Source organism: Fontisubflavum oceani (assembly GCF_030407165.1).
Classification (GTDB): domain Bacteria; phylum Pseudomonadota; class Alphaproteobacteria; order Rhodobacterales; family Rhodobacteraceae; genus Rhodophyticola; species Rhodophyticola oceani.
In genome coordinates this window covers 1,963,357-1,979,807 of the sequence record NZ_CP129111.1, presented here as the reverse complement: position 1 = coordinate 1,979,807, position 16,451 = coordinate 1,963,357, and the positions used below count along the sequence as shown (strand labels likewise).

Below are 16,451 nucleotides of genomic sequence, written 5' to 3'. Positions count from 1 at the left end.
GCACGTTTGCCTAGAACCCGCCCACGCCAAGCGTGGCCCGTTCGTCTATCGGTTAGGACGCCAGGTTTTCAACCTGGAAAGAGGGGTTCGATTCCCCTACGGGCTGCCAGGCACTCTCCAAAAAGCGCTGAATAAGATAAGGGACTTGGCAATCAAGTTGTATTGCCTCACCAATTTGCTGGCCAGGCGCGATCACTTCGGGTGAACCAAGCAACAAGCCGCGACCAGCCAGTCGCGGCCTCTATGGCGATTGATCTCGCTCGCGGCCCGCTCCATCGCGATGGCCGGGGTGGCAATAAGCGCTTTCGCACGCGCCGCAATCAGAAACAAAATGGGGCGCGGCGTCTCCGTATCTCGGAACGCCACTGCTTGGGCAAACCCGCCCACTGACATGCTGTTCTTGTCGGCGCAACGCAAGCTTCTCTACCCCGTTAGAAATCCAAGAGGCGTCTGTTTGGGGCCAGCAACCGGCTCGCCATTTCGTCCAGGGTCACAACACCGATCCCGTCGAGGAGGACCGACTCGTCTGCACCGAGACCAGGGAGACAGATCGCACAGACCTCGACCGTTGCTCAGGTCTCTTGTTGAATAATCTGCATCAAGCTTTGCGGGCTCATTCCGCGTGATGGTTGAGGGCGACAAGCCGTTTCAGCGACGCGCAAATCTCGGCATTTGGGAAGCTTGATCAAGCAGGACGATGAGCGAGTACCCTAAAACGCCGCACAAGCTCTTGGCTTAGAAGAAGGGTCGCCACTCATAGTGCTTCAAAATACTCCAAGCACAAGATATTGTGTGTAATCAGACTGTTTCCAATAAAATGCGGCGCAAGTTGGGCAAATATGTTGAAATTATGTTGAAATTTTAGCAATCCTGTCGAGCGTCTTTCCGCCCGGCACTGGGGCTAGGCGGAAAGTTCTCTGTGAGCGGCACATGTATTTTTAAGTGCTGTTCTTCGGCAGGGAAGGAGGACTATTATGCGCAGTAAAATTGGAGTTATTGCCGCTTTGGCCGCTATAACGGCACGGGTCGGGATCCCCGATGGGGCATACGCCCAAGATGCCGGGGATGTCGCGGAACGGTGCGAGTACTACGCTCAGATCGAGGATCGCTCGGTCTTGCAAGCGGAGCTTGAGGCACTTCTTGCCCTACGGCCGGAAGACCCTTGTGTTTCGTTTGTCGTAGATCTTCTAGGCGGCGGCCCTGTGGCGGAGATTCCAGAGCAACCGTATTGATTTAAATACGTCGCTCCCGCTGGACACGACCGGCCTTCAAACGTCGGCATACATGTGTTCGCCGTGTCTTTCATTGCTAAAGGGCGCGTTTCCATGTGAAACGCGCCCCTTTGGCGTTTGACTCGGACAAAACGTCCGGCTCAAGCCATTCGGCATGGCCTCATATGTTGTGCCGCATAGGTATAGTCCATACGCATCAGACGATTGGACAATCCTCCATGTGCGGCGATCCAGCGCCGAACCCACGCAGGATACCGGGTCATCATATAGTCAGTGCCCCACTGGTTGAAATCCGGTCGCGCGCCATAAGCTCGATGAAACCAAAACGATGCGCCACGGGTGATACATGTCTGCGAAGGGCTCAACGACAAATAGAGCGTACATGCAGACGCACATCTGCCGTTAAACGCAACCTGGGTGTTGTCGATACGTGCCCTTGAGACGGATTGCGCGTAACTCACCAGATCACCGCCATTGTCGTTGGTGATCACATTGACCTGGCTCCGCCGCAAGACACGCTGCGGATCGGGTTGTGTAACGGCGGCGGCCTGAGCGCGCGGTTCGGCTTGCAGCTCAGGCTGCGCAAACGACGCGGCACTTTGCGCGATTTCGGCATCGGGCACCAAAGCGACCGGAGCGCCGCGGCTGACATCCACGGGCACCGAACACGCCGACACGACAAAGCCGAGGCCCAGGATCAACAGGGGGATCAAACGTTTCATTCTCATGCTCCTGCCCGTCATGGCGGCGAGCTTTTGTTGGGTCATGATGGAAATCCTGGCGGTGCATTGGGGCTTGAATGAGAAAGCCTCGGCGCTTTGCCGGGGCCTTTTCGTGGTTTCAATCCGCCGAGAACCGGGCAGCACTATGTCAGCGAGGCTTCGCCGGATTTCGTTGGAATGCTGGCACAAGACCGCTCAAATGTGCCCATTCTGGTCATTTGCTCTCTGCCAAGCTCGACGCGCCAGACGCAGCAGGAGACCCAATTGGGCAATCGCGCGACAGTCATAAGCATGGCGGAGGGACGCGCCGATCAGGAGTTTGCGGGCGGAGCGGGCTCAAAATGTAGCAGACGACAAGGCGTCGAGAACAAGTCTTCCAGTTCGGCCTTTGTGGGCATACGCCGCCGCCTCGGGTCGAAGATCATCTCTTGTGACCCGGCATACGGGCAGAGGACATCAACTTGCTTGGCTCCGAAATCAGGCAGCCCCGCTATCGGATATCGCGCCAACAGTGCATCGCAGAGCACCAAGCTCTCCGCCCGAACATCCTGATAGGCGCTGATCTGTTCGATCTTGAATGTGTCGAGCAACTCGCAAATGACCGGGTGGAAGGCACCATCGGCGGTGTTCTCATAATCCGGCCAGTGAAAGATACCGACCCCGTCGCCGTCGGATGCCGCCTGCACAACAATCTCCGAAATCGCGTCGATGTTGTGGCCACCTTGCGTGTAGTCGGCAATGAATACCGATTTGAACGCCGCCGGCTCGTAGGGGGATTGAAGCATCGGTCGAGGTGCCGGGAAAACGCGAGACTTCGGATCGACAGGTTCCAGGCGGAGCTCTTCTGGCGGCATACTGTCCTGCCAGCGCCGGTATGTGCGCTGATAATCTCTGCGAATGCCGTGATAGACCGTTCGAACATGCGTCGCATTCTGTCGGGTCAGCGAATCCGGTCGGATCAAACTTAACGCCAAGGGCACGTTGCGGGATGTCGTGGTGATCGCATCATCGCCATATCTGGTCCGGAACCGCCAGCCGAACTCATTATCCGCGCCAGCCCGAACGGTATCCCAGGGGCCGATCTCGTTAAGCAGGTCTTTTCGGAACAACAGCGATGACAGATTAATGCTCATCAGATGCTCATCCGGCCGCCAGAAGCCAATGGCAAAGAGATCCGGGTGTACCCGCATCCAACGAGACAGAACCGCCATGGCATTTCGGCTGCTGTTGAGCTGCCGGAACTGCATCTCCACCTTCTGCGGATGGGACCAGTCGTCGGAGTCGTGGACGGTGACATAGTCGCCCTTCGCCAGCTCCATCCCGGTGTTACGGGCAATATAGGCCCCGCCGTTGGTCTTAAGCTCGACCAGTTCGACCCTCGAGTCCGTCGCTGCAATTGATTTCACCACATCGCATGTCGCATCGGTGCTGGCGTCATCAACCACGATGATTTGCAGATTCGACCATGTCTGCGCCAGCATGCTTTTGATCGCGATGCCGATAGTCTCAGCACCATTATAGACCGGCATGATGACGGAGACCTTGGTGCCCCGCACATCATCCGGCCTTGCGGGCACTACATCCTCACCCGTAATATTAAAGAAACTCAATGGCTTGTCGGCTTGCTTCTTCTGGATCGTCGCTAGGCCATTGGTGAGATAAACCTTGTTGATCCAAGACAGCTTGGCCGCAGCAACCTCTGGATCGTCAGTACCGGGTTGGGCTTGGAACGTGTTGGCGATCTGGAAGAAGAGGTTTGGATCATCGGGGTGGAACTCCAACTGCCCTTCGACCATCGCGCGCGCTTCTTCCGCACGACCCAGCTCGATCATGCAGTTCGCCTCCGACAAGATATAGCGCCGCTTCTCTGATTGATCGAAATCGCGCGCCTCTCGGATCTTCGGCAGTGCCTCGGCAAACTCGCCATTGAAACTCAGCCACCTTCCCAGGGTCCATGCCGCGAAACAGCGATCGGCGTCGGGATAAGCCGGGGAGTGCTGCACCGCATTAAGATCAACAGCAGCTTGATCGGGGTATCCGCCCCAAAGCCGCTTTTCCAACGCCTTTGGAGAGGCCCGCTTCTGCCGCCCGCCAGAAATACCACTGCGGGCACGATCCTCGGCTTTGCTGATCAATCGGGCAAACGTGCCCCCCTCCGCGGCGCCTGACGACTGTAAACTGGAGGACAACATCCAAAACGGCATGATCCCATCATGCGGGAAGAAGAACGGTTTTCTGAGAAACCCGAGCGCCCGGTTCGCCGTATCGTTTGAGGTGTACCTGGCCTGCGCGCAGTAGATGATTGGCAGATAGCGATCTTTGTCGAACGCGGCGATCTGCTCATAGGGCCATTTCCCTTGGCAATATTTCGACAACATCCAGTGGAAACCGGCCGCCAGGTTCCGGCCCTCCTTTCCTTCATAGTGCCAAAGCGTATCACCGCAGCGTTCGGCCAGGTTCGCCAGATTTATCCAGGACTGAAGGTTAAACGCGCAGTAATGTTCGGTCTGCGTGCGGGTTAGCTCGTGCTTTTGCGAGCCGTTCTTGCTGAACTGGCCCGCAATGCGTTCGCGGCTCCTTCGAAAGGTCGTTGCCAAGACGTCGACATCACCAAGATATGCGGCAATGGCCGCCACTTGCAGATCATAACAGGTGCCGTGGTTATTCGCCGCGCGGCACTCTTCCTGCCCTTGCTCACTTTCAAGCAGCCAGTCGAGATAGTCGCGCATCCACTCGTGCAACGCCGTCTTGTCAGCCTCAGTGAACGTCCCCGAGCGCTCTAGAAGACGAACCGCGTCCAAGAAAAAATAGAGATCTTTCATCTCTATCAGGCCCCGCGCGGTCCCTTTCGCTTCGCCCTTGCTGGTCCGCACCTGTGCATATTCAAGATGCGGATTCATCCGGGTTCTGGGGTCTATGAACCAATGACGGACCAACTTGGCGGCATGCTGATGATATTCGGTATTGCCACTGCTGCTTCCCGCCAGTGCCAGGATCGTTGTATCGTCGAAAAGGCGCTGTAGGCGGGTCCGATCATAGCGCGCGCTCTCCGGCTCATAAAGCCGGGTACCGGGCGAGCGTTCTCCATCACGGCGGATCGCGGGGTATCCGCTTTTGGTATGCGGGTTTGGCCACCAATAGGGGGCCGGGTGAAAGTAATCGTGTTTGTCGCCGCTTGGTGGGGCCATCGTTTTATCGACGACGGAGTACGGACCCCGCTGCAATGCAAGATCGGCTTCTTGCTGCAATCGGGTGTAGATCATGCCCTTGGCGGCATCCGCCGGGGCCAGCTTCAACGATGCCAAAATCGGCTCGTCATAGGCTTTGAGCGATGCCGCGTCGAACTTCGCCGCCAACGCCCGGCGATCCAACGCATCGATCAAGCTGACGATCGCCTCTGAGCGCGCCATGCCGCGCTGCACGGTGACCTGATCAGAGGAGGCTTCTAGGTCGTTCCGCCCAGAATGGAGGCGCGCAACCCACCCGGCCTGGCCACAATCCCCCGCTTCTGCGGCGCGCGCCGGCCTCGGCAAATCCCAGCTGTCGCCCCGCCACGCATCCCAGACGCCCGGGATCCCCAACCGCCAAAACAATTCGACCTTCGGGCGCCGACCATAGTGGAAATCTTCGTCGAACTCCTCCGTCGCATCATTGCGGAACAGCAGTTGCGGCTCGTCCACGGCTTCGGGGTTGTACCGTCGTTTCAGAAGGTCCGCATTATCCGTCGTCCGCGACATCGGCACGGTAAAATACTTCAAATGCGGTGCATTGGTGACGCTCTGCACCACCTCGGACCAAGCTGATTTGGTCAGAAAGCAATTGCCATCCCAGGGCAGAACCCATTTGGCCCGCCCTCGCCCATCACGCAGCGCCGCGTTCCGGGCCCCGTTATTATTCATGACATATCTGTTTTTGTGCCGCCGCGCGTGGGCCTTCGCGCGCAACTTGTCATGGTCATACATGTTGGCATAGCGACCATTCAGAAAGAAGGTCATCTGCGGAAAGCTTTCGAAATCCCACTCGACGTTTCGGTACTCATCGAGATCGAAGGGGATATGAAGAAACGGCTGGTCATATTGTTCCAGAAGCGCGATCACAGCCTGTTCTTGCTCAGCATCGGCGATCCGGTTGACGACCCAACGCTTCTCGCAATGCATAAGCTCGGGCTCGTTCTCCAAGATGAACCGGAGGTTCTTGAGCGTTTGCCCTTCCTCATGTCGCGGTGGCAGATCGTTACCTAGTATTCTGTAGAGGACAAAGGTATCCGCCGCACGATCCAGCCCTTTGGTAAGATACTCCGCCTTCAGCGCTGCAACATCGGTCACGGCTGGCAGGGATGGCTCAATCGGCTCATTTCGAGGGTCAAACACCGTGTTCGGATCAAGCCCTGACTGATAATAGGTGTCGTAGTCTTCAAGTCGCGCGCGCAGCAACCCCGGCTTGCCCAGATCGATCAGGTAGCTGGGCCGCCACTTTTTCCAAAGAGCGTTGAAGCGTTTGCTCAAAAGGGCCGCATTGGCCTCCGCCAGATAGACCGCCTCAGGAAAGTATTCGAAAAGAACCTCAGACCGACGTAACAGCGCGTGTTGTGTCGCATCGGTCAGGAAGAGCGGCACGAACGGTCCCTTGTTCCGCTGCTGCCGCTTGATCTGTTTCAGGACGAGCCGTAGTCGATCTTCGTCCAGCCCGAACGCTGCAACAGCGACAACCGGCACACCGCCGGAGCCCTCGCCCGCATGCCATCCAGGCCGCGGTTTGAGCGCCACTTGCGGCCGCTTGGCCACCGGCCAACCCAAGAGTTGATCCTCTGTCAAACCAAGGTCCTGCGTCGGTTCGGCTTGGGGTTGCCTCTGGGTCTCCCACATAACCCGTTGCACCTTCGACGTGGCCGAGTTGCACAGTTTCGCCTGGCCTGCCGCTGCGGCCTTTATCTTCTTGGCTTTGCTCATGTTTTATCGACCAAATCCATTATCGCCCTCGCCGCAGCAGCCGCGCCATTGCCCGTGTAGAGCTTCTGGCACTCGTCGCGCATAAAGGCTTGCGCCTCTTTGTTCAGCAGGGCCTCGCAAAGCGCGGGCAAATGGAACAACTCATCCTCTGGAAGATCAAAAGCCGCGCCATGTTCCTGCATATAGGCCGCCCGGGTGCCCTGCTCATCCATCGCAGGATGCCGGTTGGCAAAGAAGATCGTCGGCAAACCGGACGCCACCACTTCATGGAAGGTATTATACCCCGCAGCCGAAATCGAAAAATCAAACGCTTTGAAGAACCGGCTCAGCGGAAAACCACGAAGCAGCCGGGTCACCCCGGCATCAGAGAACTCGACGGGGCTATTCTCCCATTCGGCCAGCACGATCTGCAGGTTCGGGAATTTCTGAAGCTGTTCGAGAATCTCGTTCGTCAAAGCGAGGACGTCTCGGTTTGCCCCCGCGCCGAGTTGGACCAAAACCGACGGGTTCTCGGGTGAAAGGCCGAGCGCTTTGAGCGCTGCTTTTCGCGGCAGCAGTTCCTCTTGATCAAGAAGCGTGATCGGGTCGACAAGCATCACTTCGTTCTGGCGTGCCGCTGTTGGTCCATGGTCCCATTCCGCCGCCGTTTCGCCCGGCTCGATGATGCGATCCATGAAGCGGGCGTTGTCTAGATATGGCGACGGGGTCGGGCCAACCATGCCGCGGCGCACCCAGACCAAACCACAGTGTCCGCGTGACAGAACCCCATGAACCAGCCCTGGTGTGGGATTATTGCCGTCAAAAACGACAGCGCTCGGCTCATACCGGTCAATCAAGGCGCCTAGTTCAGATCGAAACCAAGCGTCCCAATTTGAGGGGTCTGTGTTCGTGTCACCCTGCGACGGGATGTATTCGGCCCGGTAGCCAAAGGATTCAATGATCGGGGCGGCCTGCGCCATGGTGGCAAAGATCGGTTCAACCTGATCCTCAAGACGGCGCGCTATCGCAAGAAGCCGGGTCACATGACCCAAACCCACGCCATTGGACGGAACGAACAACACACGTTTGGCGGGCGATTTTCGGGCCTTGCGCCGCTTGCGCGGTTTGGCCTCGTCCAGCAGGTGCAAGACCTTGGAGCGAAGCGAGGTCTCGGAAAACTGGAACGCGCTGTACCGTGCGGCATCGTTGCGCGCGGTTTCCAAAGCGTCTTCATCGGCCAGAAGACCCTCGACCGTGGAGCGCGCGTCAGCGGCATCGGCGTAGATCGCGCCAGGCCCAAAATGACATTCCAGATGTTTTGGCAACATCACGAGCTTGCCCGACGCCATTGCCGACGCAATTGCGGCCTCCGGCATCGAGGGGATTGAAACGCCCGGAAAATACATGAAGATGCCCAACATCTCCACAAAACGCTCGACCGTCACGTCCTTGGAGTCAAAAACGGTCAAACCCGGCTTTCCGGCGAGCTTCTTCCAGAGTTGGCCCGGAGGCGTCCCCATGACGCGAAAATCCTGCCCTCGCCCAATTGGATAAATCCGCTCGATGTCCTCTTTTGTTTTTGGCCATTGCGTCGGACCCGGGTCACTCACCCGACCGATGACAGTCGGCCTGATGACGCCAGGCGCGGTACCCAAACTGAAGAGTGGCCGCCCAACAGGCCGCCAGTCTTCATCCAAAAGCGGAACCGGCGTGTTCAACTCCGCCAGCGCCGTCCGTACCCATCGGTTTGTGGGCGCCCATGTGACCGGGCCAATCTGTAAGCCCAACCAAAGGCCCATCTGCGAGAGCGATGGTTTTCGCTCATGCACGAAGACAACCTGATCGGCGGAGAGATCGGAGAGATTCTGCACCGGAACCTGAAGGCTGGATGGCGAATGGACAATCGCCAGCTTTGTTCGGGCCGATGGTTGCGCAGGCAAGACATCCACCAGGCCTTCACGCACGCAAAGCTGAATATCGGGTGAAATCGTGGCTGGCGGTGTGTGGACCTGCAACTGCACAATCCCGACCCGGCACCCCATATCGGTGTATGTCCGGATTTCCTGCGCAATGCGCAAACCGACATCACCCTTGCGCGTACAATCGGCAAGGAGGACGATATCGTAGGTGCCATCTTGACGCGTCGAACTCATAGTCCCTGACTCGATCCGCCCCCAATCAGGGACGTTATGCGAAATCTTCCTTATCTGGCAAGCCCTTGCGGTTTCCACCCTGTCCTCAGGGGTCACCACCTCTAGTTGTGTGGCCATTTTGCCGATCTACTGTGAGAAGGCGTAGTATAGCACGGACCGTGCCGATGGTCTGTGCTGAAGGTGCCGCCAGAGACACAGACCGAATAGGAAAACCGACCGAAAGATGGCCCATTTTCCAAGGGTCGCGCGGTTTTTCTGGGCAAACCCCTTGAGATTTTGGCGGAATCTGGCCCCACTAAGGGAAACGGCATGGCCCGCCCGGCACCACGAGGCGGCACGATACGAAGGGGAAGTTCCATGGCTGGATCATCGAAAGATCTTGATCCGGCACCGCTGCTCGACCAATGGAACCTGACTTTGGAAGGCACCCGGCCCGCGCGGCGCCAGGCGCAAATCTTTGAAGTTAGAATGGAGGACGGCGTTCCGGCGATGTTGAAACTCTATCGCCGCCTCTCTCTCGGGTCCGAGGCGGAATCGCCGAATTTCCTGTCATTGATGGATGGAGACTCGACGGCGCGGCTTCTGCGCATGTGCCCCGGCGCTTTACTGTTAGAGCGCTTGGAAGGCGAGATGCTGTCGAAAGTCGTCGCGCGGGGGGATGATGAGGCCGCAACCGAGATCATCATCGATATCGCCGAGGCGATCCGCAAGAAGCGGCAGGGGTTCAAACCGGCCAAAGATCTCAACAAGCGATTCGAAACGCTTCAGGAAACGCCTCTAGATGCCCACCCAATCTTGGCAACCGCCACGTTTCGACAGGCGCGCGACGTGATGCGTCGGGCGATTGATCGCGACGCGGCGGCCGATCGCGGCATGCTGCACGGCGATTTGCACCATACAAATGTCGTCAAAGGTCATCGCGGATGGTGCGTCATCGATCCGATGACCCTGTTTGGGGAAGCCGAAGCGGAATATGGGCAAGCCTTCTGCAATCCCAGCTATCAGGTCGAGATTGTCAGCGATCCGAAGCGCGCCATTCGGGTGGCAAATCAAATCAACAGCCGCACCGGGTTAAACCACGAAAGGCTTATCGCCTGGGGGGTCGTCATGGCGGCACATTCGCTTGTGAAGGAAGTCAACAGGACGCCGTTTGAGCAGCGACTACTTGATCGCGCCTCCTCTCGGCTTGAGGCGCTTGTCACCGCCTATGGCACTGTGGCGAACCTCTAGATCGGCAAGGCCCACGATTTCGCACCGGAGCAGCACGCCCTGTTCGAGCCTGGTTCGCTCAGCGCTTGAGAAGAAGATTGATGTGAGAAACGTCCCCTAAGACGGGTCAGGGAACCGACCGAATGCGACCAGACCAACCAGTTCTGCACGAGACGACACGCCGAGCTTTGCAAGCGCGCGGCTCTTATACGTCTCGACCGTCTTGGGGTTGATCTTCATCTGCACAGCGGTCTCTTTCAGAGTGTAGCCTTGACCAAGGCACTGCGCCGCCTGCCGCTCCCGACGGCTCAGAAGCACGCGTCTATTCCGCTGCGTGCCGCTCAACGGCACCTTGTCATCGGTCTGACCCTCAAAGATTTCCGCAACATGGTCGCATAGCGCCTTGATCCCACGGTTGCGCTCAACCACGCCAGCGACACCGATCCGCGTCCGCGCCAGGGCCAATCTGGCCGCATCCAAAGATGAGAAGAACACGCAGGACAGTTTTGGGGAGTCCAAGACACATTCACCATCGACAACCGGATCATCCAGAAGGACCGGGTCAAAAACAACGATATCGATCTCGCCAGCGCAGATATGCGCTTGCGCGTCTTCGAGGGTTTCCACCGAAAGAACCGCGCTCACCCCATCGAGGCGCCGTAGCTGTGCCGTCAGTTCAGCCGCCAAACCCGGGTCGCTCTCAACCACAAGGATTTGCGGGCCAACATCGGAATGCACATCCACAGAAACCAAGGGTGAATTGCCGCTCATATCGCCCTCCCCAGGCAAGGCTCGTCTCAAAAAATCCAAGCGCCGAGGCGCGATGCCGTCGGCATAAAGTCGCAACTGAAAAACGGCGTTTCAGAGAGAACCCGCCGACCAGCACCATGTGCCGCAATCTTAGTGTTAATCGTCAAATTTATGCCTTCTTCTTAACACAATTTTACGATTCGTTAAGACTCATCCAAGCACACTTTCTGTCCACGGTGCGGAAACTAAGTGTTTTTATCTTTCTGTTTTGAAGGTGTTGCGCGGTTTTTTTGATGTTTTGGGCCACTTCTTTGACCAAAACATGACGCTAGGTCAGATTCGCACCTGACCCGCCCTTCAGCATCAAATGTCAACCTGTCTAAAAAGCTTGTAAGGATTTTCCTGACGGGAATTTCCTGACTGTTCGGTCAAAACCCTTGGTGGTGTCATCGAAGCCGTGCCGCAAGGCCAGGTTTCTTGGGTGATATTGCTAGAACTATTTTTTCAATGACGTTGCACACGCCTGCTTAGCTAACCGTGCAACACGAAGACGACGTTTGAACACTACACCCGAGCGACCAAGACAATCTGGACGCGGACTCACTGGGTCTGCGCTCTAACCGGGCTTCGTGCCCATTGGTTCACCAAAGCCTGCTTTGGCTAAGAGGGTAGACACAATGCATAAGTATCTCACAACGACAGCGGTGTCGTTCGTGCTGGCGGCTTCGCCAGCGCTGGCGGACGAAACCGATATCGACCAAATCCTTTATGGCGTTCAGAACGCATTGAACGCGGTCTACGCCGCTGATGGCGGTGTCGATATTGACCAAACGGCGACCAATGCCGGGAACATCATCTCGCGCGGTCCCGACTCGCTTGACGACATCTATCAGTCGGCGCGCGGCGTTGGCCAAACAGCCACCAACTACGTCAACTCGACCGACGGTCTCTATGATCCGGAAGGTCCGTTTGACGGTTTCGAGAATGTAACTCAGGCCGCCACCAACGTCCTGAACAGCCTCAGCATGGACTCCGGCGCATCGGTTGAAACCATTCGCCAGCGTGCGCGCTTCACCGATCAAGAAGCCGCGAACGCCGTGTTCTACGATGGCGACTCGATCAACATCGATCAAACGGCCATCAACGCCGCTAACTTGGTCAACGCACCAACAACGGAGTTGACCGAGGATGTGAGCCAGCGGATGCGTGGCGGTAGCCAACTCGCAACCAACGACGCGATTGGTGATGACTATTTCGACGACCTCGATGATGTGGTTCAATCCGCAACGAACGTTGCAAACTCCGTCTCCGCGATGGATGTGGATGACGTCCGTCAGAGCATTCGCGGAAGCGACCAGCGCGCAATCAACACGATCGAAGTCTATGACGATCTTCGTGTGACCGATCTGGACCTGAACGTTCAGGAAGCCGTGAACGCGGCCAACCTGATCAGCATCACTGGCGACGGCGATGATCTGAGACAGCGGTCCGTGTTCTCTGAGCAGGTCGCCTACAACATGATCCTGGGTCCGGATGTCTATCCTGGCAACCCGGACCACGGCGATGTGGTTGAAGATGTGGCGCAAACCGCGACCAACGTCACCAACTCGGTGTCTGGTGGCGAGGGCGGCACAATTATTGACACGATTGGCCAGCGCAGCCTGTTCCTGGTGCAGCGCGCCGGAAACCTTGTCGATATGGGTGACTCCATCACCGGCTTGACCCAAGACGCCACCAACGCGGCTAACATCGCTCAGTTCAACGACTTGGGTGTCGGCACCTTCGGCGGAGCGCGTCAGTGGTGGAGCGGCGGCTATCAGACCGCAACAAACGTTGTTGCATTTGGTTTGGGTGATGCGGCGGTCTACGACCTGGCGCAGGCAGCGACCAACGTCATCAACTCGCTGTCAGGTGACGATATCAACGACAGTGCCCCAGGTGGCACCGGCGTTGCTGTCTCACAGGTCGTCGATATGTCCGGTCTGTCCGGTCAGTTGGCGGGCAACTTCGTGTCCTTCGGCAGCGAAGATGGCGACGGTCTGACTGATGTGACCCAGGCCGCCACCAACGCAGCAAACCTCATCACGCTTGATGAGCTGCGCGGTGTGACTGTTCAGGATGCGTATGTCCAGCAGGTCGCTGGCAACGTCGCTGTACCAAACCTGGCGAGCTTCTTCATCGCGGGTAGCGGCGATATCGTCAATCTCGACCAGAGCGCCGTCAACGCGGTGAACGTCATCAGCGCGAATGAACTGCCGGATATCCTGGGCGCGACCGATATCTCGCAGACCGCCTCTGGCTTCCAGTTGTCCACCAACATTGCAGCAACGACTGCGTCCGTTTCGGGCGTGACCCAAGCTGCAACCAACGTGGCCAACTCGATCGGTATGCCTTCGGACAGCTGATCCACAGCCTTCGGAGCGGCGGTATCCATCGCCGCTCCACTCTCTTTTCTAAGAATTTTCTCAGATACAAGCGATCCTTTAAATGCTCCGTCGCGCTGCCATATTCTTCGCCGTTCCAGCCTTGGTTGCTGCAGCCGCGCATGCCGATGAGCCAACAGGAGCTGTCATCGAGCAGTTCTTCGACGGACGTCAGATCGGGCTCAACACCCTTGATCTGACTGCACCCGCAGAACAGATCGACACAACGACAACGCTTGCGCCAGGCATCGGCGGCACCCTTAGCCAAGACAACATGCAGCTGATCACCAACGCGGCAAACGTCCTGATTTCCCAAACCACCATTGTGGAAGACGCCGCACAAGTCAGCGCGGGTCAGCAAGAGGCGGGCAACACTCTGGACGGCGGCGAGTTCAGCATTCTGAACGGGTCCCTGACACAGACGGGCGAGAATCTGACAAATGTGATCATTGCCGAACGCGTCGACAGCGTGATGCAGCAGTTCGGGCCGGGTGGCATGCAAACGGTTGAGAACGCGGCAAATTTGGGCTTTGCGCCGGGGTCCTTGACCCAAACCGGGCGGAATACAGCAAATATCGTCGTCGCTGACATCTCAATCGGGTCCGGCGCCCAGGTGTTTCCCTTCGACTCCGTCCAGTCGATCGACAATTTTGTGCGGTTAACAGGGATGCCCGGAGACACGCCGCCCTTTGACCCGATCTCGGACATCCCCGAGCAGTTTGCAGATATAGCCCCCGGTATCGGCCAAAACGTCGGCGGCTCCCGCGGCACTATCGTTCAAGAGGGGATCAATCTCGGCAACATCCTCATTTCGGATGAAGTCAGAGACGTCGTGCGGATTTTCAACGGCGAGCAGATCGTGATGAACAACATCTTGGTGGAAGACATGCACGCCCTTCCCCAAAGCGTCACGCAGTCGGGGATCAACATCGCCAATTTCGTTTCGGCGATTGAGGTGTCCGGACTGGAGCAGTTCTCGGACGGGGTACAGATCGTCGAAAACAACGTGATGGACACCTCGCTGGCGTCATTGACCGCCGCAGTTCCGAGCTACACCCACGTAGCAGAGAATTATGTAAATGTGCTTCATATCAGAAATCCTGATGGGAGCACCGACTCGGTTTCGACCCTGCCGGTCACGGCCACACAGACGAGCAACGTCCCGCAGTCGAGCGAGATGGGAAGCGGTCGTCAGGTTCAGGTCGGCAATGCCATCGCCATAGACCGGTAAGGCCTAAGCGATTATCCCAAAGCGATCTTTGCTATCTGAGGTTTGAGCAACTCTCTGTTGCACACCAAGGCCCGGCATTAATGGATGGCGCCAAAGGCCATGAATCCGGCTTCGCATCCTCATAGATGACAGCCTGTTCGCCGTACTGGAGCGCCGCATCAAGCAGCCGCTCAGAACAGATCGATGCGGCTTGTGACCGAATGAGCACGTATACCAAGCGGTCCATTTGCTCGTCGCTTCCAACCGGCGCCTCTTGCCCCAAATCGACAAAATACTGCGCGATCTGCTCTGACCCCTCCAGCGGTGAACCGGGCAACACATCCTCACAGGAGAATGCCAGCAGGCGATACTCCACCATCGCGGTCAAGAAAGGCGTCGGGTCAAAGGGGGCCGCAGCCCCCTCTGCCGTTTGCTGCGCAGATATCGGCTGAGCCGTGGCGAAAACCAGGGCGGCAGCCATCGCGGCGATGCTTCGACCTTTACTCAACACTGGCCAACGTCGCCCGCAATGCATCTGCTGCCTCAGGACCGGACCCGAAGTTCTCGGGGAGAAGCGCATCGCAACTGCCGTTGTGGTTCAAGACCTCGCTCACAATATCGTAAGCCGCCTCCGCCATCAGCCAGCGGATGCCAGCATGGAGACCTTCGATGTTCTCACGACCCACGTTCAAATCGAAAAGCTCGTCATCGAAGAACCGGAAGATCGACCCATAGATTTCACGACCAACCGCCTGCTTGGCATAGCTTTCGCTCATGATGATCTCGGTCGAGACGGTATCGGTCACACGAAGATCCGCTCCAACGGTCAGCGCAAATGCCCGACGACCGCCGCCAACTCCGAAAAAGCCGACCTCGGCGCCTTCCGAATATGTGTTGAAGTCAAGCTGTGTGATCGACCCGTCGATCACGTAACGCGACCCGCGGAAGGACCCGCGACGGATCGGACGGTATGGCACCGTCTCCCCCTCGATCTGCGTTGGGCCTCCATCACCAAGGATTTGCTCCCGCGATAGCGCGATCTCAAACTCCGACACGGCGGTGTTGATCCGGTTAACCTGATTCACGCCCGCGCGTTCCAAAGCCGTCACCAACATCGAGGCGGCGTCACGCGGCACATAGGATCCGACTTCGTCAACACTGACCCGTTGGGTCAGGTCTGACACAACATGCACCGCAAAAATCACGCCGCTGCGGCGTACTTCCGGAGTTTCGGACAGACATTGCAACGCCGCATCCGCTGGCGTCACATTCGCCACAGGCAGCGGGCCGAAATAGTCCTGCTGCGGCGGGCTGAGTTCGTCAGGTAAGGCTCCGCACCCGGCCAATAGGCCAAGTGCCAATATGCTCAAAAATGGTTTCATGTTAAGGAGTTGCCGTTAACACATCTGCCGCGCCGGTGATCGCTTCATCTGCGTTGTTAACCGTTGACGTCACATTCTCATTGTTGTCGCCATCGACCTCGACAATCGACTGATCACCATTGTTGTTCTGTTCGAGAAGGATGTTGTTGTCGTTCCCATTAATGTTGATTGTGGTCTGGTTTCCTGTCTGACCAATACCCTGACCGCCCAATGCGCTGGCAGACGCATCTTGCCTGAACTGCAGTCGAACTTGCTCTTGCAAAATCAGTGTTTGGCGCTCCGCAGGACTGCGGAACTGAAAACCTTGCGCCTCGCCAAATCCATTGGCCTGCGCGCCGACGCCCCCTGTGATGGCCATCAAAAGGGCCAGGGCTCCTGCTCGTCTTAACATCTTAAATCCCCCGATTTATTGGCTGCATGATCTGCTTACAAGGTTAACGGT

Annotated in this window: 11 protein-coding genes and 1 tRNA gene; 5 read left to right on the top strand and 7 right to left on the bottom strand. The window is 57.5% G+C overall.

All coding sequences use genetic code 11. From position 1 onward, the window contains the following. The first annotated feature begins 34 nt into the window (after positions 1–34). Positions 35–109: transfer RNA gene (locus QTA57_RS10220), tRNA-Glu, on the top strand. A gap of 865 nt (positions 110–974) precedes the next feature. Beyond that, a complete protein-coding gene (locus QTA57_RS10215; RefSeq protein ID WP_145216644.1) occupies positions 975–1,232 on the top strand; it encodes a hypothetical protein in 258 nt (85 codons plus the stop codon). Between the two features lie 140 nt (positions 1,233–1,372). On the opposite strand, the gene QTA57_RS10210 is transcribed toward QTA57_RS10215, so the two are convergent. The 3 genes from QTA57_RS10210 to QTA57_RS10200 form a co-directional block, all read right to left on the bottom strand. Continuing rightward, entirely contained in the window at positions 1,373–1,954 is a 582-nt protein-coding gene (locus tag QTA57_RS10210) for a hypothetical protein (RefSeq protein WP_290151331.1), read from the bottom strand. 311 nt (positions 1,955–2,265) lie between these two features. Beyond that, the gene (locus tag QTA57_RS10205) at positions 2,266–6,903 is read right to left on the bottom strand and encodes an alginate lyase family protein (RefSeq protein WP_290151330.1); all 4,638 of its coding nucleotides are present in this window, start codon (positions 6,901–6,903) and stop codon (positions 2,266–2,268) included. Further along, a complete protein-coding gene (locus QTA57_RS10200; RefSeq protein ID WP_290151329.1) occupies positions 6,900–9,035 on the bottom strand; it encodes a glycosyltransferase in 2,136 nt (711 codons plus the stop codon). Before QTA57_RS10200 ends, QTA57_RS10205 begins: the two co-directional genes overlap by 4 nt. A 357-nt stretch (positions 9,036–9,392) precedes the next feature. Here QTA57_RS10200 and QTA57_RS10195 point away from each other — a divergent pair, with 357 nt between their 5' ends. Then, the gene (locus QTA57_RS10195) at positions 9,393–10,265 is read left to right on the top strand and encodes an aminoglycoside phosphotransferase family protein (protein WP_290151328.1); all 873 of its coding nucleotides are present in this window, start codon (positions 9,393–9,395) and stop codon (positions 10,263–10,265) included. 96 nt (positions 10,266–10,361) lie between these two features. Here QTA57_RS10195 and QTA57_RS10190 read toward each other — a convergent pair whose 3' ends face one another. After that, positions 10,362–11,015: a response regulator transcription factor gene (locus QTA57_RS10190; RefSeq protein ID WP_290151327.1), complete on the bottom strand. Its 654-nt coding sequence runs from the start codon at positions 11,013–11,015 to the stop codon at positions 10,362–10,364. 608 nt (positions 11,016–11,623) lie between these two features. Here QTA57_RS10190 and QTA57_RS10185 point away from each other — a divergent pair. Continuing rightward, positions 11,624–13,399: a hypothetical protein gene (locus QTA57_RS10185; protein WP_290151326.1), complete on the top strand. Its 1,776-nt coding sequence runs from the start codon at positions 11,624–11,626 to the stop codon at positions 13,397–13,399. 82 nt (positions 13,400–13,481) lie between these two features. Continuing rightward, positions 13,482–14,648 carry a hypothetical protein gene (locus QTA57_RS10180; protein WP_290151325.1) on the top strand — a complete coding sequence of 389 codons (1,167 nt, stop codon included), beginning with the start codon at positions 13,482–13,484 and terminating at the stop codon, positions 14,646–14,648. Positions 14,649–14,679: 31 nt separating this feature from the next. On the opposite strand, the gene QTA57_RS10175 is transcribed toward QTA57_RS10180, so the two are convergent. From QTA57_RS10175 to QTA57_RS10165, 3 genes are read right to left on the bottom strand one after another with little or no spacing between them, the layout of a single operon-like run. Beyond that, a complete protein-coding gene (locus tag QTA57_RS10175; protein WP_290151324.1) occupies positions 14,680–15,108 on the bottom strand; it encodes a hypothetical protein in 429 nt (142 codons plus the stop codon). Positions 15,109–15,127: 19 nt separating this feature from the next. Beyond that, on the bottom strand, positions 15,128–16,009 hold the full coding sequence (locus tag QTA57_RS10170; RefSeq protein WP_145216620.1) for a CsgG/HfaB family protein: 882 nt from the start codon (positions 16,007–16,009) through the stop codon (positions 15,128–15,130). A gap of 1 nt (position 16,010) precedes the next feature. After that, entirely contained in the window at positions 16,011–16,367 is a 357-nt protein-coding gene (locus tag QTA57_RS10165; RefSeq protein WP_290151323.1) for a hypothetical protein, read from the bottom strand. Between the last annotated feature and the right edge of the window lie 84 nt (positions 16,368–16,451).

Bases quoted from the DNA above. Each gene is read 5' to 3' on its own strand.
- QTA57_RS10215 (WP_145216644.1), top strand. From the start codon at position 975: ATGCGCAGTAAAATTGGAGTTATTGCCGCTTTGGCCGCTATAACGGCA.
- QTA57_RS10210 (WP_290151331.1), bottom strand. From the start codon at position 1,954: ATGAAACGTTTGATCCCCCTGTTGATCCTGGGCCTCGGCTTTGTCGTG.
- QTA57_RS10205 (WP_290151330.1), bottom strand. From the start codon at position 6,903: ATGAGCAAAGCCAAGAAGATAAAGGCCGCAGCGGCAGGCCAGGCGAAA.
- QTA57_RS10200 (WP_290151329.1), bottom strand. From the start codon at position 9,035: ATGAGTTCGACGCGTCAAGATGGCACCTACGATATCGTCCTCCTTGCC.
- QTA57_RS10195 (WP_290151328.1), top strand. From the start codon at position 9,393: ATGGCTGGATCATCGAAAGATCTTGATCCGGCACCGCTGCTCGACCAA.
- QTA57_RS10190 (WP_290151327.1), bottom strand. From the start codon at position 11,015: ATGAGCGGCAATTCACCCTTGGTTTCTGTGGATGTGCATTCCGATGTT.
- QTA57_RS10180 (WP_290151325.1), top strand. From the start codon at position 13,482: ATGCTCCGTCGCGCTGCCATATTCTTCGCCGTTCCAGCCTTGGTTGCT.
- QTA57_RS10175 (WP_290151324.1), bottom strand. From the start codon at position 15,108: ATGGCTGCCGCCCTGGTTTTCGCCACGGCTCAGCCGATATCTGCGCAG.
- QTA57_RS10170 (WP_145216620.1), bottom strand. From the start codon at position 16,009: ATGAAACCATTTTTGAGCATATTGGCACTTGGCCTATTGGCCGGGTGC.
- QTA57_RS10165 (WP_290151323.1), bottom strand. From the start codon at position 16,367: ATGGCCATCACAGGGGGCGTCGGCGCGCAGGCCAATGGATTTGGCGAG.